This is a genomic window from Ercella succinigenes (assembly GCF_900002895.1).
In genome coordinates, this window is sequence record NZ_CDHP01000042.1 from 66709 (window position 1) to 88754 (window position 22046).

A 22046-nucleotide genomic window follows, 5' to 3' on the forward strand; every position below is an offset into this window, starting at 1 on the left:
AGAAAGAGGCATTGAGAAGGTTTAAATGAGTAGTATTCAAGAAAACCCAATCAGAAGCAATCAAGGCGCACCTTTGCTTACACTAGAACCGTTTGAAGGTCCGCTGGATTTGTTATGCCATCTTATAGAAAAAAACAAAATTGATATTTATGATATACCGATTGACCGTATTACAGATCAATATCTTGCTTATCTTGAAAAAATGAAATCTATTGACATGGAAATAGCAAGTGAGTTTCTCTTAATGGCGGCAACGTTATTGCACATCAAGTCGAGATTGTTATTACCACAGAAAAAGGCAATGCTTAATGAGGATATTGATGATCCAAGGGAAGAACTTGTTTTGAAACTTCTTGCCTACAGGCGATGCAAGACAATAGCAGTAGATCTTAAAGAAAGACATGATATATATGTTGACTGTCAGTATAAGCCGCCTGAATCGCCTGTGAGTCTGGGCATTGATTCTGTTGTAGGCAAGGATCCTGTTCATCGTGACTTGTTCTGGGAGGCCTGCAAACGTCTGGCGAAACAAAATCAAATCAGGTTTCAGGATATAAGTGGTAAAATCAGTCATATTCTTCGGAGGGAAAAGATATCCTTAAAGCAGAAAATGCTTGATGTATTGGAATGTGTACTGAAACAGACAAGAATTTTCTTTCATGAGATTTTCCCGCAGGCTTCTGCTAGTAAAGCTGAGAGAGTTACAGGGTTTTTAGCTGTTTTAGAACTGCTAAAGCAAAATCGTATAATTGTGAAACAGGAAGTCCCTTTTGACGTTATGCTGCTGGAGCCAGATCCCCGCTGGCAGAATGCAGGTGATTTGCTAACCGATCTGGAAGATCCGGAAGATCCGGAAGATATTGAGGAAGCTGAAAAATCTGAATCTGCTGAAAATAAGAAAATTTCTCCAGATTTAGAAGAGTTTACAAATTATAGTAAAGAAAATGATTAACGTGATCTTGAACTTTATGGAAATCTGTTCTGACATTCTGATCTTGGGAGGACATGTGCTTTAATGATAGATGACGCTGACAAACTTGATATAGAACAGACAAAAATTATTGATGAGGCTGAACTGAAACAGGAATCTGTGGCAGACTTTTATTTTGCTGAGGACAAACCACCGGAAATTGCCAAGGAGGATTTGCAGGCTGCAATTGAAGCTATTTTGTTTGCTGCCGGTGATCCTGTTTCTTTTGATAAAATACGTCAGATAACAGGTATAGATCGATCGAAATTAGAAACTGCCTTATATGAAATGGGTGAAAGATTTACAAGAGATCGCAATAGGGGAGTTATGCTTCGTGTCGCAGATGGTAAATATACCTTGAGTACAAAACCTGGTTTTCATGATGTTATTACAAGGTTATACCAGCCAAGACATAGACCACCTTTGTCTCAGGCTGCATATGAAACTCTGGCGATTATTGCTTATAATCAGCCTGTTACCAGAGCGCAAGTAGAGGCTGTCAGAGGCGTTAATAGTGATAGCATCATAAGCAGGCTTTTAGAGAGAAATCTGATTTGCGAAGCAGGTACTCTTGATGCTCCGGGCAGACCCTCACTATTTAAAACTACAGAGCAGTTTTTATTTGATGTAGGTTTAAGTTCGGTGGCGGATCTTCCACCAATGGAAATGTTAATGTATGGTACATTAAGAGATATGGAATCTTCTTTGGCAGATGCTTCCGGTGCAAATCAGGATAATCAGATTACAATAGACCAGATTGTGGGCAGTATTAATCCTGATATTGAAAACCAGGATGAGGATATTGCTGACCAAGGTATACTAAATATAGAAGATAAGATCGAAAAAAACAGTCATGAAATTAACAATTTCGACGATAAGGAAGCCACTGCGAACAATGGTAACAATCATGACGTTTGAGGAAAAGTAAAAATTATTTATTATGCAAGGTTGATCTATTGTCTTGCATAAATTATAATTGTAATCGGCGGGATATGGATCTGACCATTCTCGCTTATGTATAAGCCAAAGGAGTCACTCCTTTAGATGATGAGGTGAAAAGAATGGGATCTCGAGAGAAAATGACCGAGTACGTGGAAAAAAGAGCCTCTCTGGATACCGTAGAGGCTGCTGACAAAGCTTGCCGCAAACGGATTCAGATGCTTTTAGATGAAGCTAGTTTTGTGGAGCTGGATTCATTGGCAGAATCCCGCGGCCTGGCCTTCGGTTTTGAACGGCCCAAAGTCGCCGGAGACGGTGTAGTTACAGGATATGGTACTATAGATGGCCGTTTGGTATATGTAGCCGCACAAGATCCATCTGTTTACGGTGGCTCCATAGGTCAGATGCATGCGCTAAAGATCAGTAAGGCTATTCAGATGGCTGCAGCCGCAAATGTTCCTTTTATAGGGCTGTATGAAACAGGCGGTTCCAGAATAGAAGAAGGAATTGTCGGACTTGAAGCATTAGGTGCTTTGATTGCCGATATGACAGATGTTTCTGGTGAAATACCAATGATAGCAGCTGTTTTTGGTCCTTGCGCCGGTGGCGCAGCTCTTCTGGCTGGTGCTAGTGATTTTGTGTTTATGACAGAGGACAAAGCCGGTATATCAATGAATGGACCGCTGGTTATCTCCGCTGTTGAGAATAAAGGTGCAGATAATGCTGCAAAAGTAGGTAATGCTTCTGTACATGCTGAATCTACAGGCCTTGCTTCTTTTACAGCTGAAGATGAGCAAGCTTTGATAGCACAGCTTAAAGATTTATTTGCATATCTGCCTGATTGTGCAGACGGTTTCAGTATGCCTCTGGAAACAGTGGATGATCCAAATCGCACAGATGATACACTTGATAATCTGGCAACAGGTCTTGACCAGGGCTACGAAGTAAATGATGTTCTGGCAAGTGTTCTTGATGAAGGCAGCATGCTTGAAACATATAAAGCTTTTGCTCCCGGCATGATTACTGCTTTTGGACGTCTTGACGGCAGTGTAGTTGGTGTTGTTGCCAATTCTGCAGCTCGCCTTGATTCAGACATGGCAGCCAAGGCTATCCGTATGGTTGAGTTCTGTGACGCTTTTGCGATACCTCTTATAACAGTAACAGACTCGGAAGGTTTTGTAATAAGTCAGCAGGCAGAAGAAGATGGTCTTGTAATTGCCGCTTCTAACTTGATGCGCTCATTCCAGCAGGCAACAATGCCTCGTATTGGTTTGATAATAGGTAAAGCATATGGAACTGCTTATCTTACTATGAACAGTAAAAGCAGTGGGGCTGATGTTGTTTATGCTTGGCCGACCGCAGAAATTGCTGCTTTGTCTTCTGATACTGCAGCCCATATTATTTACCGTAAAGAGATTGCCGCATCTTCTGATCCGGCAACAGCACGTCAGACCTTCGTTGATAAGTACGCAACTGAAATTGCCAGCCCTTATGTAGCTGCTTCGCTTGCACATGTTGACGAAGTTATTCAACCTGCCACTACACGCCCGCGATTGATCAGCGCTTTGAACATGCTGACCTCAGCTTATTAATCTGGATGGAGGATTCTAATCATGAAGAAATTTTCGATAAAAGTAAATGGTGTCGCTTACGACGTTGAAGTAGAAGAGAATGGATCAGTAGCTGCTGCTGCTCCGGCTGCTGTGGCTGCAACTACCGCAGCGCCTGCTGCCCCTGCTGCCGCTCCTGCTCCTGCTGCAGCCGCTCCTGCCGGTGCTACTGGCTCAGAAACTGTTAAGGCACCAATGCCTGGTACCGTTTTGAAAGTAAATGTTGCTGTAGGAGATAGTGTTAAGAAGGGCGACGTTCTGATGATTCTAGAGGCAATGAAGATGGAGAATGATATTGTATCTCCGATCGATGGTACTATTGCAAGTATCAATGCAGCCAAAGGCAGTTCTGTGAATGCCGGTGATCTTCTGGTAAGTCTTAACTGAAAACTGCCGGATTAAATGATCTAAAACCGTAGATTCACACCTGCAAGGAGGATTTCCGCTATGGGAAAAGTTAAAATTACTGAAACAATTTTACGTGATGCGCATCAGTCTCTTGCTGCCACACGTATGACTACAGATGATATGATACCTGTCCTTCATCTTCTTGATAAGGCAGGATATCATGCTTTGGAATGCTGGGGCGGTGCAACCTTTGATTCAACAATCCGCTTCCTGAATGAGGATCCTTGGGAAAGATTGCGTAAAATACGTGCTGCCTGTCCAAACAGCAAGCTGCAGATGCTGCTCAGAGGACAGAATCTTCTCGGATATAAGCATTATGCAGATGATGTTGTTGATTATTTTGTGCAAAAATCAGTTGCAAATGGTATAGACATAATTCGTATTTTTGATGCTTTGAATGACTTCCGCAATATAGAAAGAGCCATGAAAGCCACTGTAAAAGAAGGCGGACATGCTCAGGGTTGTATTGCTTATACAACAAGTCCTTTCCACTCAAGTGAGCAGTTTGCTAAAGATGCTAAAAGACTTGAAGAAATGGGAGCTAATTCAGTTTGTATTAAGGATATGGCAGGATTATTGCTGCCTTATCAGGCTTATGAATTGGTAAAAGCACTCAAAGAGACTTTATCTATTCCTGTTGAACTTCATACCCATTATACTAGTGGCGTAGGTTCAATGACTTATCTTAAAGCGATTGAAGCAGGTTGTGATATTGTTGATACTGCTCTCAGTCCGCTCGCCATGGGTACATCTCAGCCACCAACAGAACCTTTAATAGCTACTTTGGCTGGTACAGAGTATGATACCGGTATGGATCTTGATAAGCTAACAGAAATATCTGATCACTTTACAGGCATTAGAGAACGCTGGATTGCAAGTGGACTGATTAACCCCAAAATGCTTGGTGTTGACGTTAACGCTCTCAAATATCAGGTTCCGGGAGGCATGCTTTCCAATCTGGTTTCACAGCTTAAGCAAGCCGGTAAGGAAGATAAATTCCTTGAGGTTCTGCAAGAGGTTCCTCGTGTACGTAAAGACTTTGGATATCCGCCACTCGTTACACCATCTTCACAGATTGTCGGAACACAGGCTGTTATGAATGTTGTTACCGGAGAACGTTATAAGATGGTTCCTAAGGAATCCAGAGACGTAGTAATGGGTAAATATGGTACAACTCCTGCACCTATGGACGAAGATGTAAAAGAAAAAATTCTTAAAGGCGAAGAGCAGATTACCTGTCGTCCGGCAGATCTGCTTGAACCAGAGCTTGAGAAAATTCGTGCTGAAGCAGCCGAGTGGGTTGAACAGGAAGAAGATGTTCTCACATATGGAATGTTCCCGCAAGTTGCAGAGAAGTATTTCCGCTGGCGCCGTGCACAGCGTCATCTTGTAGATGAAGCTGCCGGAAGTGCGGATGATGGTTATCAGCCGGTTTAATCAGGTAGATATTTTAGTAAGCTCTGATTGAATAATTTAACAAAATGTTCTAAAATATGACCAGCCTTAACAAAGAGGCTGGTCATTCAATAAATAGAAATATTGATGGAGAATAATCCTGTTTAATTTGCAAAAGCAAGGAAATGGAGAAGGTAGTATCCATGGAAACAAATAGCACCAGTTTAATGGCTCGTATAAATCAGCAGATTCCGGGTATGAGTAAAGGGCAAAAGGCGATTGCAGCCTTTATTCTTAATCATTATGAACAAGCGGCTTATCTTACTGCAGCACGTATAGGTGAAGAGGCAGGTGTGAGTGAATCAACTGTCGTCAGATTCGCGATGGAACTTGGCTTTGATGGGTACCCTCATTTTCAAAAAGAATTGCAGGAAGAACTTAAAGTCAGACTGACTTCAGCACAGCGTTTAAAAGCATCGTTTAAACTTGCAGGAAGAGAAGATATTTTAGGTGCTGTTTTGCAGTCAGATATGGAGAAATTAAAAAGAACGGCTGAACGTATAGACCGTGATAGTTTTAATGCTGCTGTCGATGGCATATTGAAAGCGAGCAAAATTTATATTTTGGGCGTGCGCAGTGCTGCACCGCTCGCTTCTTTTCTGGGATTCTATTTTAATCTTATTTTTGATAATATCAGACTGGTTCATACAACAAGTGTCAGTGAAATGTTTGAACAGATTTTGCCGGTAGGTGAAAATGATGTGGTAATTGCTATCAGTTTTCCCCGGTATTCCAAGCGTACAATAAAGGCAATGTCATATGCCAGATCTACAGGTGCTTCGGTTATTGCAATAACCGATAAATCAGAGTCGCCTGTAGCAGATAATGCAGATATTAGCTTGCTTGCTCCAAGTGATATGATGTCATTTGTAGATAGTCTTGTTGCACCATTAAGTGTTATTAATGCTCTTATTGCTGCGATAGGTTTTAAAAGACAGGAACATGTGGTCGAAACATTAGAAAAACTAGAGCATCTCTGGGATGAATATGATGTTTACGATAAGGGGGATTTTAAGAATGAGTGATCATTCACCTTCAGGCAGCAAAAAAGCTGCTTCTGCAGCTATTCAGATGGCTCTTACAAATGATCGTGAACAGGAATATAAATTAGGTGCAGCTCTGGCCGAACAAAATGTAAGGGCTGCAGCTGTTGATTTTGGCGGAGAATTTATTTCTTCTGTTTCTCGTATGATAGAACGCGCAGTGGTAGCTGCCAAACGTGAAGGTCTTATTGAATCGACACATGCTGCAGAAGGTGCTGTAGCCGGTGCTGCAAGAGAAGCTTTATCGCAAATAATGAATAAGGCTATAGGACTCAATGTAGGTGGCAAGATAGGTCTGGCACGCTTTGAGGATCATATAGGAGTTTGTTTTTACTTCGGTATAGGGTTGTTACACTTGAATGAAATTGCCATTGGCCTTGGACATCGTGTAATTTAACTGTTTTTTGTTGTCTTGGATCGTCTTTATTTTCTTATAAACCTGTTTGAAAAAGAAAGGATATATTAATGTTTGCAGTAGCTTTAGATGGACCGGCCGGTGCAGGCAAAAGTACAATTGCCCGCAAAGTTGCCCAGCACTATAACATTCTCTACCTCGATACGGGAGCGATGTACAGAGCTGTTGGCTGGAAGGCTGTTAGTCTGGGAATTGCGGTAAAAGATGAACCAGCTGTTTCCCAGATGCTCTCTGAAACAATTATGGACATACGTTTCCAAAAAGGTGAGCAGCATGTTTATATAGACAATCAGGATGTAAGCGGTTTAATCAGAACGCCTGAAATGTCAAAAGCTGCTTCCGATATAAGTACCTTGACATGTGTTAGGAAGTATCTTGTAGATATGCAGCGGCAGCTTGCGGGTAGACAGCCTCTTGTTATAGACGGACGGGATATAGGCACATATGTTTTGCCTGATGCACCGTGGAAATTTTTTCTTACAGCCAGTGTCGATGAAAGAGCTAGAAGGAGAATGCTTCAATTAAAAGAAAAAGGTGACTCAAAAGTTAGTCTGGAAGAGGTACGTGAAGAAATCGCAGCCAGAGACAAACAAGATACTACCAGAGCTGTTGCACCTTTGGCTCAGGCAAAAGACGCTATTTTACTTGATACGACTGATTTAAGTATACAGCAGGTTGTTGATGCCATCATAGGCAGAATAGGTGTTTTTGCTCAGGATAATCAAACATCAGATTCTTATTCTGAAAGTATCAGAGGTAATGTCTGATGGCGCATCAAAAATTAACTCTCGAGGAGCAGGCAAAAAAACACAAATTTATAAGAGGTTTCTTAAAAGGTTTAACAGGCGGCATTTGCAGAATAATATTTCGGATAAAATATGAAGGAATAGAAAATATTCCTCAGACCGGTTCTTTTATACTTGTATCAAACCATACAAGCATGATTGACATTGTTGTGATTCACTGTAAATTAAAACGTTGGCTGCATTGGGTTGCCAAAAAAGAATTATTTCAAGCTCCTGTAATGAGTTTTATTATGCCGCGCATGGGTGCTATACCTGTAGACAGAGATAAGGTCGATCTGACAGCAGCAAGAGGAATTTTTTCAGTACTGCAATCAGGAGAACCGGTAGCCATGTTTCCTCAGGGAACCAGGGTAAAGCCAGAAAAAATAAATAAAACTTTGCCCAAAAGCGGCATTGCCCACTTTGCTATCAAAACTGATGCAGTCTTGATACCGGTAGCCATAGAAGGAAAATTCAGATTATTTAATAAAGTAAGGTGTGTTTTTGGAAAACCTTTCAAACTGGATACACAGGCACGCAAAAAATATACTCATCAAGAACTGCTGGACATTAGTGTAGATGTAATGAGGCATGTTTACAAGCTTATAGACATAGATTATTTGCCAGAGTCAGAAAACAATCCAACAGATGTTACTGAATAATAAAATGAATATATTATAATATCGGTGCAGACATTTTGTCCGTGCCGATTTTTTTATCCAGGAGTGTATTATATGAAAATAATAAAGGCAGGATCTTCAGGTTTTTGTTTTGGTGTAAGACATGCTGTAAATACAGCTTATGAAATGTTAAACAGTCAAAACCAATCTAAAGATGATACGCAAAAGATCTTTATGCTTGGTGAACTTATCCATAATAAGACGGTTATTGATGAGCTTGGCACAGGTGGCATGCAAAAAGCAGATGATGTGCAAGACATACCGGAAAAGAGCAAAGTAATAGTCAGGGCACATGGAGAACCACCACAGACTTTTGAAAAACTTAAAGCAAGATCTTGTGATATCGTTGACTGCACATGTCCTTTTGTCTCTAAAATTCACAAGATTGCCCGCAAGGCTTCGGCAGAAGGCAGCAGAATTATAATAATAGGATCGCCAAAACATCCTGAAGTAATTGGCATTTTTGGTGAAGCTCCTGACAAAACTATAATTATTGAATCTGTTGAACAAGCCCAAAAAATCAATTTTGAAGAGGAGAAATGGGTTATTTTCTCACAAACTACATTTTCTGTGGCTAAATTCAAAGAAATTTGTGCTGTTTTAAAAAATAAAATTGCAAACTTTGAAATTTTTGATACAATATGTATTACGACTGAAAATAGACAAAAAGAAGCTGAAAGAATTGCAGCGGCTTCTGATCTGATGTTTGTCATCGGAAGCAGGGGTAGCTCAAATACGATGAAGTTGCTGGATGTCTGTAAAAGTCAATGTGGTGAGACGTATTTGATCGAGCAGCCGGGTGACGTCCTGAAGATATTGAGTAATCGACAGCTACAGGATTTGACCGTCGGGGTGACGGCAGGTGCATCTACACCAGAACGCATAATCAGGGAGGTTATCCAAGCAATGACTGAAAACGAGGTTTTACAAAACCAGCAGGAACAAGTTGATGTAAGCTTTACAGACTTTATCGACAATATTCCACACCTTAAAAGAGGCGCCACCGTAAAGGGCGTAATAGTCCGTTATGACAGTGACAATGTTTATGTGGATGTTCGCGATAAATCTGAGGGAAGGATTCCTCGCCATGAATTTGACGGTGACCCGGATTTTGATCTGGATCAGGCCATTCAGGATCATACTGAAATAGATGTATATGTTCGTAATATACGTAATTCAGATATGGGTAAAGAGATTTTGCTGTCTAAAGCCAGAGTTGATTTTGGCAAGTATAAGGCACTGATTGAAGAAGCATTCCAGAATAAGGAACCTGTAACCGTCAAGGTAATCAATACTGTAAAAGATGGTGTGATTGCAACTTATGGCGGAGTAGATATTTACATTCACCGTACCCAGCTGGAAATGAGCATGGTTAATGATCTGGAGCCATACAAGGGTCAATCCCTTGAAATTCTGGTCACTCAGTTTGATCCGGACAAGAAGAGACTTCGAGTTTCCGGTTCTCGCAGAGCTTTGCTTGCCGCAGAGCGCCGCCAGAAAGCTGAGACTGTATGGGCAGACATTGAAGTCAATAAGGATTATAACGGTGTTGTCCGCAGCCTTACCGACTTTGGTGCATTTGTTGATATTGGTGGAGTAGACGGTCTTGTACATGTCAGTGAACTGTCATGGAACCGTATCCGTCATCCATCAGAGGTAGTAAATGTAGGCGATGAGATCAAAGTTTATGTAAAAGATTTTGATTCTGAGAAAAAACGCATTTCTCTTGGTTATAAGAGAGTGGAAGATGATCCTTATCATGATGTTGAAAACAGATTCCCTGTTGGTTCAATAGTACGTGGTATAGTTGTGCGTATGTTCCCGTTTGGTGCTTTCATAGAGATAGCTCCAGGTGTGGATGCACTATGTCATATTTCACAGATTTCCGATGTGCGCCTCGTAAAACCAAACGATGTTTTGGCCGAGGGTATGGAAGTTGATGCCAGAGTACTGGAAGTAAGCAATGAGAATCGTCGTATAAGCATCAGTATCAAGGAAGTAGAGCCTATTAATCCTGTAGGTGATATGACCGATGATCAGCAGGCTTCTGCAGAGGAAGAGACAACTGCCTATTCTTCTGAGCAAGATGAATTTAACTCTCCTTCAGGTGAGTTTGATATTTCATCAACTGAAGATCAGACAGAGTCAGTCGATCAGGAAGCTGAGAAAACAGAATAATACTGAACGTATTTATCTGTAAGCCTTTTATTATCTGATATGTATTACAGGGAGGTTGCCGATAGGCAATTCTCCCTTTTGCATGCTTGATATAAAAAAATCAAATATTTTTGATGGTTTTATAAACGATGTTTAATGGAGTTAAAATGAAAGAAAAAAATATTTTATTAGTAAGTGATATGGATGGAACCCTTCTCAATCCAGATCATCTGATAGATAAAAAAAATATTGATTGTATCAATGAATTTATCAGCAGAGGAGGATGCTTTACTTTAGCTACAGGCAGAGAATGGAATGCCCTTGGTATGTATGTAGATCAACTGCCGCTTTATTTACCTTTGATACTTGTCAATGGAGCTCAAATATATGATCCTGTTGCCAGAAGAGTAATTGAGCAAAAGATTTTGCCGGGAAAAAGCAGTCAGTTATTTGATGAGATAGCCAAGAAACATCCTAAGCTGGGAATTATAGCGGTGTCAGATAAGGGTGCAAAAGTATTAAAGCAGCCAGAGAATAGAGCTGTTATGCCTGATTTTTATGCTATCTACAATACATATTCTTTGCAGGAGATGCCTGACAATATTTATAAAATGCTGCTTGTGGGCAGTGCAGATCAGTTACAGATACCGCAAGAATATATCAATAGACATTTTAATGGTCAATTAGCAACTACCTGTTCTTATCCAACCCTGCTTGATATTATGGCGGCAGGTGTTTCCAAAGGTGCTGCTCTGGAGCTTTTAAAAACAAAGCTTCCTTCTGACTGTCTTAAAAACAGAATCATTATTGCAGTTGGAGATCAGGAAAATGATATTGAGCTCTTTAGAGCTGCTGACTACTCTTTTGCCATGGGACAGGCATCTGAACATGTAAAAAGATTTGCCAATGAAATACTTCCTTCAAATGATAGTGCGTATATGCCATATTTGCTGGAAAGAATTGCTGAATTGAAACTATCGTAATCGGAACTTACTCCAGCCAGCGAAAGTCTTTTGCCAGCAGCGCCTTTAAAATCAGGTCGCTGCTGCCGTGCTCCGTAACAATAGCCTGTCTTTGTATTCCTTCCTGCTTGAAGCCCATAATATCAAGCAGTTTTGAGCTTCTTGAATTTCCTGGAACATGACGGGCATGAACCCTGTTAATGTTCAGATGACTGAAAATCCAGCCAAGCACAAGGTTTAGAGATTCAAGCATAAGTCCGTTTCCTGTTAATCTGTGATCAAGAGAAAAACCAAGCTCACAGCAATTGTATGGAGCCTTTAGTATATCTCTTAAATCGAGACAGCCTATAAGCCTTTCTGGCCTGTCCTTGAGAAAAATTCCAAAATTTATTGATTGGCCTGTTTCCCAGGAGAGTCTGGATTTAAGAAGATGATGGCGCCAGTATTTTTCTGAAAGCAGGTTTTCCGGTAATCCCGGATTAAAAGCTTCGATATGATCTTTATTATGTGAAAAGAATTCAATCAGGCAGGTAATATCATCAAAAACAAGTGATCTTAACATAACATTATCGCCTTTAAGAACAGGCATATCTTCATCTGTATGATAGGCACCATCTGAAAGTTTGATAAAATGCAAATGATCTTCCCATTTGCCATTTATTTCCAGATATCGGTTTTCATAGCCAGCTAATTCAAATCCAAGATTCTGAGCCAGTTGTATAGATTTGGAATTATGAGGCAAAATATTTGCCTCGATTCTATGTAGTTTATAATCGCGAAAAGCGGCATTTATTGCTGTTTTTCCTGCTTCAAATGCATAACCTTGATTAGTGTGAGTATGATCAAGATGCCAACTGGCAATTGCTGACTTAAAACAACCATGAATTATGTTTGTTAAAGCAAATCTGCCAATAATATATTTAGGATCTGCAGGTAATGATAGCCAAAAAGGAAGTGCTCTGCCTGCCAGAAAATCCTGTAATTCTGCATGCAGATTTTTTTTCTGCTGCTCTACAGTAAAAATTTCATCATTTCTGGCGGCAAACCAAGGTTGGTGAAAATTTCTGTTACGGCTGTAATAATCAAGAACATGTTCAGCAGAATCAGCTGATAATATATTTAAGCACAGCCTTTCGGTCATAAGTATAGGTAAATCTGTCATTATTTCCTCCAGATCGAGCTCATTATAATCAAATGTCAATACTTAATGATTTAAGCGCTTCTTTATAAATAGCACTTGCAGCCAGCAGTCTGTCTGTTTCTATACTTTCGTCTGCCTGATGGCATACGTCCGGATCCCCTGGAAAACATGGTCCAAAAGCAACTATATTTGGTATTGATCTGGCATAAGTACCTCCGCCTATTGCAACAGGTTCAACCGTAGTATCTGTCATAATCTGATAAACATTATTTAGAGTTTTTACAAGGTGTGAATCTTTATCCACAAATAAAGGCTCCATATGTTTTTCAACTTTAAATTCAAAATTATATTTTTCAGCAAGTTTGTTTAATGTTAGTATTACTGTTTTCAAATCGGAAGTTACCGGATACCTGATATCCAAGGTTAGATTTGCCTCATTATTTTCTATCTTAAGCATACCCGCATTTAATGTCAGAACTCCATATTTATCTTTTAGATTTAATCCCGCACTGCTGCCATCTGTTTCTTCTCCAAATATCTCAGTATACATATTGATAAAAGGATTGCTGGAATTATTTTCTGAAAGTGTATTTTTGGCCTCAAGAATAGCAAGAGAAATTGCATTTGTACCTGATTCCGGCCTACTGGCGTGAGCCTGCCTGCCTTCTGCTACTATTTTGTCAGTTTTATCGAAAGTTATAGTACAGCTTCCCGGTACCATGTTTGCAACGGAACCACCTTCTGCCTTCATGATACGTATAGAATCAGAATTATCCTGCTCACAATTCATCTTTATATTAATCCAAACAATGCCTTTTTCAGCATGGATGACAGGGAAAGAAGCGTCTGCTGTAAAGCCGGCAATTGGAAGCTCCTGAGACTGTTTGTACCAATCCATACATTCACTGCCATTTTCCTCATCAAGGCCGACGATTAGTCTGATTCTTTTTGCCGGCTGATAATCATCATCTTTCAAGGATTTAAGTGCATACAGTACAGCGATTGCAGGTCCCTTATCGTCTACCGTACCGCGTCCCACAATTCGGTTTTCTATTTCCTGCGTATTAAAGGCCTCATTTGTCCATCCGCTGCCGGCAGGAACAACATCAAGGTGACATAAGGCGGCAATCATTTCGTCTGCTTGTCCCCATTCAACATAGCCGGCTCTGTTGTCAAGATTGACTGTTTTAAATCCCATGGCAGCGGCTATGTCCAGATAGCATTTCAGTGCTTCGACTGTTTTTTGTCCGAAGGGTGCCTCATTGTCAGAATCCTGTTTAACACTTTCGATATTGCATATTTTAATAACATCCGAAATCAAATCAGATTTATAAGACTTCATAGTATTTGCCAGTTCTTTTAATTTTTCTTCATCTGGCTGCATAGAAAAATCAACTTTGTCATATTCACCATCTTCTTTGGTAAAATCATAGCCTTCCTTGTTCTGACATTCGGGATGCAAATAACAAAATAAACCGACATACAAGCCTTTCTTTTCAGCCTTTTGCCCACAGATCGCACAAGATTGATCTGGCAAAGAAAGTTCATCAAGTCTGCCGGTTAGTTTGATCAAAAAAGATTCCATCTGACTGACTGATCTGGCAATTAAGCCTTCATGCAATCTGACACAAAGAAAATTATCAGATAATTCAAAATCACGAATATTTATGGTTTGTTTGTTATTTGACAGCCATTCTCTAAGATTATTAAGTGCCTGTAGCGATATTCCGGAAACAGGGGTAAAAAATGCGTTAAACCCTTTACCGGTGATTGCCGTAAAGAGAAATCCGTTAAAATCACCAAATACGGTTATATCTCCGTCTTCCTCTGTATGCTTATGCCAATTATATTTTTCCGCCAGTTTGAGTAATTGTCTTGAAATCATAATTAAATCTCCAATCTTTATTCTGCTGCCGATCGGTTGTCTTGAATGTACCTTAAACTAAATTACACATCACCAGTCAATTATATACAACTAGTGTACAACCTGACAATAAATCAGCCAATCAGAAGTTAAGAATAATTGATTTTTAAATCATCTTGCCAACTTTGCCGTGACATGTTAAAATACCAGACGGTTCAATTACACACATGGGATCTTGTGCCTGTTGCCGGTATGTTAGATCTGCGGCTGCATTGCCCATGGAGGAAAAAACAGGAGGAATAGAAAAATGGCAGTTATTAGCATGAAACAGCTACTGGAAGCAGGTGTTCATTTCGGACATCAGACCCGTCGCTGGAACCCCAAAATGGCAGAATACATTTACACAGAACGCAATGGTATTTATATCATTGATCTGCAAAAGACAGTACGCAAGGCTGATGAAGCATATATGTTTGCTCGTCAGATCGCTATGGAAGGCGGTACAATGCTTTTTGTAGGTACAAAGAAGCAGGCTCAGGATTCAATTCGTGAAGAAGCTGAACGTTGCGGAATGTATTTTATTAACAATCGCTGGTTGGGTGGAACTCTTACAAATTACAGTACAATTAAAAAGAGAATTAAACGTTTGGAAGAGTTAACCGAAATGCAGGAAAATGGTACTTTCGACGTTTTACCAAAGAAAGAAGTTGCAAAGCTTAAACTCGAAATGGAAAAACTGGAGAAAAATCTTGGCGGAATTAAAGATATGCCGGGAATTCCTTCATGTATGTTTGTTGTAGATCCACGTAAAGAGCATATTGCTGTTTTGGAAGCACGCCGTCTTGGTATACCCATTATCGGTATTGTTGATACAAACTGTGATCCCGAAGAAGTTGATTATGTAATCCCTGGAAACGACGATGCTATTCGTGCTGTTAAACTTATTGCAGGTAAAATGGCTGATGCCATGATCGAAGGACGTCAGGGTGAGCAGCTCGACGTTGAAGCAACTGAGGAAGTTCAGGCTGAAGAAGAAGCAAAAGTAGAGGAAACAGAAGAAGCATAAGCATTGTTTTTCCCAAAGACTATTGATTCAGGAGGATTTGTAACATGGCTGTAACAGTTGATATGATTAAAGAACTTAGAGAAAAAACAGGATCAGGTATGATGGACTGTAAGAAAGCTCTTACAGAGGCTAGTGGTGATATGGAGAAGGCAATTAAATGGCTTCGTGAAAAAGGTATTGCATCAGCTGAGAAAAAATCAAGCCGTATTGCTGCTGAAGGTATTGTTGATTCATATATACATGCCGGTGGACGTGTTGGTGTTTTGATTGAAGTAAATATTGAAACTGATTTTGCTGCAAAGAATGAAGATTTCCGTCGTTTTGTCAGAGAATTAGGTATGCAGGTTGCTGCTATGAATCCATTATGGGTTTCAAAAGAAGAAGTTCCTGCTGAAGCTTTGGATAAAGAACGTGATATCGTTCGTAATCAGGCTTTGAATGAAGGTAAACCAGAAAAAATTATCGATAAAATTGTTGAAGGTCGTTTGGCAAAATTCTATGAAGAGAATTGCTTGCTGGAGCAGAGCTATATGAAAGATGATTCCAAGAAAATTGGTGATCTTGTAAAAGAAATGATAGCGACTGTTGGTGAGAATATTACCGTTAGACGTTTTGTTCGTTATGAAATGGGAGCCGGTCTGCAAAAACGTGAAGAGAATTTTGCAGATGAGGTTATGAAGCAGATAAAATAAGTTCCTAACTGATTTTTTCAGGGACATGCCTTGCATGTCCCTTTTTTTGCAGGTAAACTCAGATAGAGTGCAGCGATTTCTGATAGAGAAGATAGTTTAGGCGAAAGAATAATTTACTGTAATTTCGGGAGGTATAAAATGGCAGCAAAGTATCACAGGATATTGTTGAAAATTAGTGGTGAAGCACTGGCGGGAGAAAGTGGAACCGGTCTTGATAATGAAGTTCTGAAAATCCTTGGCAGTACAATTCGCAGATTGATTGAAAAAAATGTTCAGGTTGCTGTCGTGGTAGGCGGCGGGAATTTCTGGCGAGGACGCAGCAGTGAAGGCATGGATCGTGTGACTGCCGATCATATGGGAATGCTTGCAACTACAATCAATGCACTGGCTTTGTCAGATGCTCTTGAGCAGGCCGGAGCAACAACAAGAGTTTTAAGTGCAATTGAAATGCGCCAGATTGCTGAAACCTATATCAGAAAGAGAGCGATAAGGCATCTTGAAAAGGGAAGAGTTGTAATATTTGCCTGCGGTACCGGCAATCCATTTTTCTCAACTGATACTGCGGCTGCACTTAGAGCCTCAGAAATTGAAGCCGATATAATTTTTAAGGCCACTATGGTTGACGGAGTTTATGATAAAGACCCTAAAATCTACTCAGATGCAATAAAATATCAGGAAATTAGTCATGATAGTGTTCTTCAGCTTAGTCTTGGTATTATGGACGCAACCGCTGCCGCACTTTGTCGCGACAATAAAGTCTCCATAGCAGTATTTGATATGTCTGATCCTGAAAATATTATCAGAATGGCAGATGGAGAAACTCTGGGAACAATTGTTAACTGATTGAACTGGAGGCAACGATTGGGTATAATGTAACGAGATCATAAATCGGAGGTACATATATGGCCATCATCGAAATTACCAAGGATTCTTTTTTACCTTATGAAAAGAAAATGAAAAAGACAATAGGTGTATTAAAGGAAGAATTTAATGCGATCCGTGCAGGCAGGGCAAACCCCAAAGTTCTAGATCATATTGAAATAGAGTATTATGGAGTTGCTACGCCTATTAATCAGGTTGCAAATATTCAGGTTCCTGAGCCAAGAGTAATAACTATATCACCATGGGATCCCAGTTCGCTCAAACTTATAGAAAAGTCAATACAGATGTCAGATCTTGGCATCAATCCATCGAATGACGGAAAGATAATTCGTTTGATTTTTCCTGCATTAACTGAAGAACGTCGTAAAGATCTGGCAAAGCAAGTTGGCAAATACGGTGAAGAAGCAAAAGTTGCGATCAGAAATGTTCGCAGAGAAGGTCTTGATCATTTCCGGGCTTTGCTTAAGAAAAAAGAAATGACTGAAGATCAGATGGCAGACGTTGAAATAAGACTGCAAAAGTTAACTGATGTAAATGTAGCCGAAATTGATAAGCTTGTTGCAGAGAAAGAAAATGATCTGATGGAGCTTTGATATAGTCTGATGGATAAAACATCAGCAGGTATTATAATTACAAAGGCCTGATAAAATGACCGGGTGGAAACGCCCGGTTTCTTATTAAAATCATGGAGGACAGGTATGCCTGTTTCTAAAAATAATGAAAATAATCGATAAAATCAGTTATCTGTTAAATTTTCTGCCTGGTAAATCAAAGAAATATAAAATTCCTGCATCGGCAGATTATGAAGATACAATAACTGATGATCTTGATATACCAACTCATCTGGCTGTGATTATGGATGGTAATGGCAGATGGGCTCAGCAGCGGAGTCTGCCAAGACAGGCTGGCCATAGAGCTGGTGCGGAAAATCTAAAAAATTTGTGCCGTATGTGTGGTCGCAGAGGCATAAAATACCTCACTGTTTACGCTTTTTCTACAGAAAACTGGCGTAGACCGGATGATGAAGTACATGCTTTGATGGAGCTTTTTGTTGAATTTTTCAAAAGATATGATCGTGAATTAGCCGCAGAAGGCATAAGACTAAGATTTTCTGGGGATATAAAGGCTTTGCCTGATAATATACAAGCCATTATAGAGAAATCGGAGCAAGAATCAGCTGCTAGAGATAAAATGCAGCTTATTATTGCTATAAATTATGGAGGCCGGCGCGAAATTGTACAGGCTATACACAGACTTGGCCAAAAAATTTCGCAAGGTGTTTTGGAACCAGAGCAAATCGATGAGAAAATGTTGCAGCAAAGCTTATATTTGCCGGATGTTCCTGATCCTGATTTAATTATAAGGCCTAGTGGAGAACAAAGACTTTCCAATTTTTTGCTTTGGCAGTCTGCTTATGCAGAATTCTGGTTTTCTGACGTTTTATGGCCTGATTTTGCAGAGAATGATCTTGTAGAAGCATTAAAGGCATATACTCTTAGAGATAGGCGCTTTGGAGGTATTCGCAAAATATGAAACAAAGAATAATCACTGGTATTATCTTTACATTAGGTATCGCCGTATTTATAGCTCCCGGATTAAAATGGCCGTGGATATCTCTTTTGTTATTTGTTTTTGTCGCTGTTACAGTTACAAACGAGCTTTTGAATGCTGTAAAAGCAAAAGATCTGCTTCCAAATAAATTTTTTACTTTTATAGGGAGTATGACTTTTCTGCTGCCTTTATTGATCAGTGGACCTGTTTCCTCGATTGATATCACTAATATATCGTTTTATTCAATTGCAACCGGTATGGCTTTAACCGGATTTTGCTTGATTTCCATAATGACACTCAATATGATAGTTCCCTTACTTAATAAAGGTCCTCAGGATTTGCCGTCAATGGCTTCTGGATCCCTGATAATGTCTTATGTAGCCTTCCCGCTTAGCTGTTCTGTACTACTGTTATATTATGTTCCTCGTGGTTGGTATTGGTTGATTTTAGCGCTTCTTACTCCGTGGGCTTCAGATGTTTTTGCATATTTTACCGGATCAGCTATAGGTAAAAGACATATACTTCCCCGTATTAGTCCTAAAAAAACTTTAGAAGGCTGTCTGGGTGGTGTTGCAGGAAGCATGCTTATTATGGTTTTGTATTTCCAGCTGGTATTGAGTAATTTACCTGGTCACAAGCCTGATACCTGGCTTCATATTATTTTTGCACTGGTTTCAGGAATTTTTCTTAGTCTGGCTTCTCAACTGGGGGACTGGTTGGCTTCCACCATTAAAAGATGGTGTCAGATCAAGGATTATGGCAAAATATTACCAGGACATGGTGGTATTTTAGATAGATTTGATAGTGCCTTTTTCACCATGCCGGTTACTCTTTTTCTGGCGATGTTATATTGGCAGATTTTTTAAGGAGATTTAGCAGATAATGACTAAAGCTGTATCAATACTTGGATCAACAGGGTCAATAGGGACTCAGACACTTGAAGTCTGCAGACATCTGGATATAAAGGTAAAGGCATTGTCGGCCGGAAGTAATATATCTTTACTTGCAGAGCAGGTAAAAGAATTTAAACCGGAGCTTGTGAGTATAAATCAACCCGACCTGGTTGCTCAACTTGAGCAAAAACTTTCAGGTAGTACTTTTATGCCTGAGATAATGTCTGGAATGTCAGGCAATAATGCTGTTGCTCAAATATCAGAGGCCGATACTGTTGTTGCTGCAATGGTAGGCGTTGCTGGTTTGGAACCTGTTCTGGCAGCAATAAAGTCAGGTAAGGACATAGCATTGGCGAATAAAGAAACTCTTGTTGCCGGTGGAGATCTTGTTATGCCGCTTGCAAAAGAGAAAAACATAAGGCTTTTACCTGTAGATAGTGAACATTCGGCAATCTGGCAATGTCTTGCAGGCTCGCCGCAAAGAAGTATGAAAAGCATACTTCTGACAGCTTCAGGTGGACCTTTCCGAGGATGGAGTACAGGGCAATTATCTAGAATAACAGTTGAACAGGCACTTGATCATCCAACATGGAAGATGGGTGGTAAAATTACAATTGATTCAGCGACTTTAATGAATAAAGGTCTTGAAGTTATAGAGGCAAGCTGGTTGTTTGATTGTCCTTGTGATCAAATCAAAGTTGTTGTTCATCCACAGAGTATAATTCATTCAATGGTTGAATTTGTTGATGGTTCTGTTTTAGCACAGATGGGTTTTCCCGACATGAAGCTACCTATTCAGCTGGCTCTTACCTGGCCGGAAAGATCTGCGGCCGAAAATGAATCATTTAATCCTTTTGATGCCAGAGCCAGAGAATTGACTTTTGAAGAACCGGATATTGAAACATTCCGCTTGTTGCCGTTGGCTTATATGGCTGCTAAAACAGGTGGGACAATGCCGGCCGTGTTAAATGCAGCAAATGAAGCTGCTGTATATCTTTTTCTGTCTGGCAGAATATCTTTTCCTGATATAGCTTCAAACGTTGAGCAGGTAATGAATAGTCACCTTAAAAGAAATTGGCAGCAAAAATTTAGTTTTGATGAACTAATGAATATAGATATGTGGGCAAGACAGGAATTAACTGCACTGGCAGAACTGTCTTAAACTGTAATATTTGCAAATACAGTATCAAAAGGAGTCTTATATATGGGTTTTATAGGCATAGTAATAGGTATATTATTTCTCAGTATCATGATGGTTGTTCATGAATTGGGACATTATCTGACCGGCAGAAAATTAGGTTTTAAAATTGAAGAGTTTTCAATTTTTATGGGACCGGTTCTTTTTGAATGGGAGAGAAAAGGTATTAAGTACAATATCAAGTTATTACCTATTGGCGCTTCGGTTCGTTTTGCCGGCGAATATGAGGACGATGAGGATGATAATTCCGAACCGGTTAAACCTGATGATGACCCCGGATTTTTTTACAATCGTCCTAAATGGGCAAGAGCAATAGTGCTGGCGACCGGACCGGCTCTTAATCTTCTTTCAGGTGTTCTTGCATTTTTAATTATGTTCTCTGCTTTTGGTTTTACCGTGCCGGTAATTGCAGGAACAATGGAGAATACACTCGCATATGAGGCTGGACTGCAGCCGGGAGATCGCATTATCCGTGCTAATGGAGATAGAATCAGAACGACTCTTGATTATACCGGCACAGAAATGTTTCTGACATCGGATGATATCTTGCGTCTGGAAATTGAAAAGGCAGATGGATCAAAAAGTATTGTTGAACTTGTTCCGCAGCAAGTAGCACAGTATAGGCTTGGTATAAATGTTCTTAGTGAGTTGCAAGATGGTGGTGCTGTAATTAATTCGGTTGATGCTAAATCAAATAACGGTAATCCTGTTTTACAGGAAGGCGATATTCTGCTGGCGGTAAATGGCATTGCCTACAGTGATTATGAGGGTTTCCGAAGAGAAGTAAATTCGTCGGCAGGACAGCCGCTTGAGATGACTATTATACGTGATGGTACAGAACAGAAAATAACAATGTCCGCTACAGAATTTGTTGAAAGCCTGCCTCGTGGCATTTATTTTAGCAGTAGTAATAATTTTGGGCAGGCTATTGGACAATCAGTTCAATGGAGTTGGTCGATTGTTAAGGTTACAGTTCGTAGTATAGGCATGATGTTTACCGGAGAAATCAGACCACAGGACACATTATCTGGACCTGTCGGAGTGGTTAGCATGATTGGTAATGTTGTAGAACAAAGGCAGCCTGTTAAAGAGACAGTTTATCAGCTGCTTTGGATGTTTGCTCTGATATCGGTCAGTCTTGGTTTTATGAATCTTTTACCCATACCTCCGCTTGATGGCAATCATCTTATATTAACCGGTTTAGAAGCTATAAGGGGTAAACGATTATCCTTAAAGACACAAAATATAATTGGTTTTGTCGGTTTTGCTCTTATTATAGGGCTGGCAATTATGGGGCTTACTTTTGATATTATGCGTCTTACCGGTGGTGGCTGA

General features: G+C 40.0%; 21 protein-coding genes. 19 read left to right on the forward strand and 2 right to left on the reverse strand.

Annotated elements, in window-relative coordinates:
* Nucleotides 1-25 precede the first annotated feature (25 nt).
* The 11 genes from AC0KSB_RS10200 to AC0KSB_RS10250 all read left to right on the forward strand — a co-directional run bounded on the left by AC0KSB_RS10200 (nt 26) and on the right by AC0KSB_RS10250 (nt 11445).
* On the forward strand, nt 26-952 hold the full coding sequence (locus tag AC0KSB_RS10200; protein ID WP_472308908.1) for a segregation and condensation protein A: 927 nt from the start codon (nt 26-28) through the stop codon (nt 950-952).
* A gap of 63 nt (nt 953-1015) precedes the next feature.
* Nucleotides 1016-1888, forward strand: a complete 873-nt coding sequence (gene scpB, locus AC0KSB_RS10205) for an SMC-Scp complex subunit ScpB (RefSeq protein ID WP_472308910.1) — start codon at nt 1016-1018, stop codon at nt 1886-1888.
* 143 nt (nt 1889-2031) lie between these two features.
* Nucleotides 2032-3501, forward strand: a complete 1470-nt coding sequence (locus tag AC0KSB_RS10210) for an acyl-CoA carboxylase subunit beta (RefSeq protein WP_472308912.1) — start codon at nt 2032-2034, stop codon at nt 3499-3501.
* A gap of 21 nt (nt 3502-3522) precedes the next feature.
* Nucleotides 3523-3906: a biotin/lipoyl-containing protein gene (locus AC0KSB_RS10215; protein WP_472308914.1), complete on the forward strand. Its 384-nt coding sequence runs from the start codon at nt 3523-3525 to the stop codon at nt 3904-3906.
* A 60-nt stretch (nt 3907-3966) separates the two neighbouring features.
* On the forward strand, nt 3967-5364 hold the full coding sequence (locus AC0KSB_RS10220) for an oxaloacetate decarboxylase subunit alpha (protein WP_472308916.1): 1398 nt from the start codon (nt 3967-3969) through the stop codon (nt 5362-5364).
* A gap of 161 nt (nt 5365-5525) precedes the next feature.
* The gene (locus AC0KSB_RS10225; RefSeq protein ID WP_472308918.1) at nt 5526-6407 is read left to right on the forward strand and encodes a MurR/RpiR family transcriptional regulator; all 882 of its coding nucleotides are present in this window, start codon (nt 5526-5528) and stop codon (nt 6405-6407) included.
* Nucleotides 6400-6822 (forward strand): HutP family protein, encoded by a 423-nt coding sequence (locus tag AC0KSB_RS10230; protein ID WP_472308920.1) that lies wholly within the window; start codon nt 6400-6402, stop codon nt 6820-6822. The genes AC0KSB_RS10225 and AC0KSB_RS10230 overlap by 8 nt, the downstream gene beginning before the upstream one ends.
* A 68-nt stretch (nt 6823-6890) precedes the next feature.
* Nucleotides 6891-7607 (forward strand): (d)CMP kinase, encoded by a 717-nt coding sequence (gene cmk, locus AC0KSB_RS10235; protein WP_472308922.1) that lies wholly within the window; start codon nt 6891-6893, stop codon nt 7605-7607.
* On the forward strand, nt 7607-8287 hold the full coding sequence (locus tag AC0KSB_RS10240; RefSeq protein WP_472308924.1) for a lysophospholipid acyltransferase family protein: 681 nt from the start codon (nt 7607-7609) through the stop codon (nt 8285-8287). Before cmk ends, AC0KSB_RS10240 begins: the two co-directional genes overlap by 1 nt.
* A 72-nt stretch (nt 8288-8359) precedes the next feature.
* Entirely contained in the window at nt 8360-10483 is a 2124-nt protein-coding gene (locus AC0KSB_RS10245) for a bifunctional 4-hydroxy-3-methylbut-2-enyl diphosphate reductase/30S ribosomal protein S1 (RefSeq protein WP_472308926.1), read from the forward strand.
* A gap of 146 nt (nt 10484-10629) precedes the next feature.
* Nucleotides 10630-11445, forward strand: a complete 816-nt coding sequence (locus AC0KSB_RS10250) for a Cof-type HAD-IIB family hydrolase (RefSeq protein ID WP_472308928.1) — start codon at nt 10630-10632, stop codon at nt 11443-11445.
* A 7-nt stretch (nt 11446-11452) separates the two neighbouring features.
* Here the strand turns inward: AC0KSB_RS10250 and AC0KSB_RS10255 are convergent, their stop codons facing one another.
* The gene (locus AC0KSB_RS10255; RefSeq protein WP_472308930.1) at nt 11453-12586 is read right to left on the reverse strand and encodes a GNAT family N-acetyltransferase; all 1134 of its coding nucleotides are present in this window, start codon (nt 12584-12586) and stop codon (nt 11453-11455) included.
* Between the two features lie 28 nt (nt 12587-12614).
* Nucleotides 12615-14450: a Sapep family Mn(2+)-dependent dipeptidase gene (locus AC0KSB_RS10260; RefSeq protein ID WP_472308932.1), complete on the reverse strand. Its 1836-nt coding sequence runs from the start codon at nt 14448-14450 to the stop codon at nt 12615-12617.
* 286 nt (nt 14451-14736) lie between these two features.
* Between AC0KSB_RS10260 and rpsB the strand changes: the two genes are divergently transcribed.
* From rpsB to rseP, 8 genes are all read left to right on the forward strand, one after another.
* Nucleotides 14737-15495 (forward strand): 30S ribosomal protein S2, encoded by a 759-nt coding sequence (gene rpsB, locus AC0KSB_RS10265; protein WP_472308934.1) that lies wholly within the window; start codon nt 14737-14739, stop codon nt 15493-15495.
* A gap of 44 nt (nt 15496-15539) precedes the next feature.
* Nucleotides 15540-16187, forward strand: a complete 648-nt coding sequence (gene tsf / locus AC0KSB_RS10270; RefSeq protein ID WP_472308936.1) for a translation elongation factor Ts — start codon at nt 15540-15542, stop codon at nt 16185-16187.
* A 138-nt stretch (nt 16188-16325) separates the two neighbouring features.
* On the forward strand, nt 16326-17030 hold the full coding sequence (gene pyrH, locus AC0KSB_RS10275; RefSeq protein WP_472308938.1) for a UMP kinase: 705 nt from the start codon (nt 16326-16328) through the stop codon (nt 17028-17030).
* A gap of 59 nt (nt 17031-17089) precedes the next feature.
* Nucleotides 17090-17662, forward strand: coding sequence for a ribosome recycling factor (gene frr, locus AC0KSB_RS10280; protein ID WP_472308940.1), 573 nt, complete (start codon nt 17090-17092; stop codon nt 17660-17662).
* A gap of 124 nt (nt 17663-17786) precedes the next feature.
* Nucleotides 17787-18602, forward strand: coding sequence for an isoprenyl transferase (locus AC0KSB_RS10285; RefSeq protein WP_472308942.1), 816 nt, complete (start codon nt 17787-17789; stop codon nt 18600-18602).
* Nucleotides 18599-19486: a phosphatidate cytidylyltransferase gene (locus tag AC0KSB_RS10290; RefSeq protein WP_472308944.1), complete on the forward strand. Its 888-nt coding sequence runs from the start codon at nt 18599-18601 to the stop codon at nt 19484-19486. Before AC0KSB_RS10285 ends, AC0KSB_RS10290 begins: the two co-directional genes overlap by 4 nt.
* 16 nt (nt 19487-19502) lie before the next feature.
* Nucleotides 19503-20675 carry a 1-deoxy-D-xylulose-5-phosphate reductoisomerase gene (locus AC0KSB_RS10295; RefSeq protein ID WP_472308946.1) on the forward strand — a complete coding sequence of 391 codons (1173 nt, stop codon included), beginning with the start codon at nt 19503-19505 and terminating at the stop codon, nt 20673-20675.
* Between the two features lie 42 nt (nt 20676-20717).
* Nucleotides 20718-22046 (forward strand): RIP metalloprotease RseP, encoded by a 1329-nt coding sequence (gene rseP / locus AC0KSB_RS10300; protein ID WP_472308948.1) that lies wholly within the window; start codon nt 20718-20720, stop codon nt 22044-22046.

Excerpts from the sequence above, each read along its gene's own strand:
- AC0KSB_RS10200 (WP_472308908.1), top strand. The coding sequence starts at position 26 with ATGAGTAGTATTCAAGAAAACCCAATCAGAAGCAATCAAGGCGCACCT.
- scpB (WP_472308910.1), top strand. The coding sequence starts at position 1,016 with ATGATAGATGACGCTGACAAACTTGATATAGAACAGACAAAAATTATT.
- AC0KSB_RS10210 (WP_472308912.1), top strand. The coding sequence starts at position 2,032 with ATGGGATCTCGAGAGAAAATGACCGAGTACGTGGAAAAAAGAGCCTCT.
- AC0KSB_RS10215 (WP_472308914.1), top strand. The coding sequence starts at position 3,523 with ATGAAGAAATTTTCGATAAAAGTAAATGGTGTCGCTTACGACGTTGAA.
- AC0KSB_RS10220 (WP_472308916.1), top strand. The coding sequence starts at position 3,967 with ATGGGAAAAGTTAAAATTACTGAAACAATTTTACGTGATGCGCATCAG.
- AC0KSB_RS10225 (WP_472308918.1), top strand. The coding sequence starts at position 5,526 with ATGGAAACAAATAGCACCAGTTTAATGGCTCGTATAAATCAGCAGATT.
- AC0KSB_RS10230 (WP_472308920.1), top strand. The coding sequence starts at position 6,400 with ATGAGTGATCATTCACCTTCAGGCAGCAAAAAAGCTGCTTCTGCAGCT.
- cmk (WP_472308922.1), top strand. The coding sequence starts at position 6,891 with ATGTTTGCAGTAGCTTTAGATGGACCGGCCGGTGCAGGCAAAAGTACA.
- AC0KSB_RS10240 (WP_472308924.1), top strand. The coding sequence starts at position 7,607 with ATGGCGCATCAAAAATTAACTCTCGAGGAGCAGGCAAAAAAACACAAA.
- AC0KSB_RS10245 (WP_472308926.1), top strand. The coding sequence starts at position 8,360 with ATGAAAATAATAAAGGCAGGATCTTCAGGTTTTTGTTTTGGTGTAAGA.
- AC0KSB_RS10250 (WP_472308928.1), top strand. The coding sequence starts at position 10,630 with ATGAAAGAAAAAAATATTTTATTAGTAAGTGATATGGATGGAACCCTT.
- AC0KSB_RS10255 (WP_472308930.1), bottom strand. The coding sequence starts at position 12,586 with ATGACAGATTTACCTATACTTATGACCGAAAGGCTGTGCTTAAATATA.
- AC0KSB_RS10260 (WP_472308932.1), bottom strand. The coding sequence starts at position 14,450 with ATGATTTCAAGACAATTACTCAAACTGGCGGAAAAATATAATTGGCAT.
- rpsB (WP_472308934.1), top strand. The coding sequence starts at position 14,737 with ATGGCAGTTATTAGCATGAAACAGCTACTGGAAGCAGGTGTTCATTTC.
- tsf (WP_472308936.1), top strand. The coding sequence starts at position 15,540 with ATGGCTGTAACAGTTGATATGATTAAAGAACTTAGAGAAAAAACAGGA.
- pyrH (WP_472308938.1), top strand. The coding sequence starts at position 16,326 with ATGGCAGCAAAGTATCACAGGATATTGTTGAAAATTAGTGGTGAAGCA.
- frr (WP_472308940.1), top strand. The coding sequence starts at position 17,090 with ATGGCCATCATCGAAATTACCAAGGATTCTTTTTTACCTTATGAAAAG.
- AC0KSB_RS10285 (WP_472308942.1), top strand. The coding sequence starts at position 17,787 with ATGAAAATAATCGATAAAATCAGTTATCTGTTAAATTTTCTGCCTGGT.
- AC0KSB_RS10290 (WP_472308944.1), top strand. The coding sequence starts at position 18,599 with ATGAAACAAAGAATAATCACTGGTATTATCTTTACATTAGGTATCGCC.
- AC0KSB_RS10295 (WP_472308946.1), top strand. The coding sequence starts at position 19,503 with ATGACTAAAGCTGTATCAATACTTGGATCAACAGGGTCAATAGGGACT.
- rseP (WP_472308948.1), top strand. The coding sequence starts at position 20,718 with ATGGGTTTTATAGGCATAGTAATAGGTATATTATTTCTCAGTATCATG.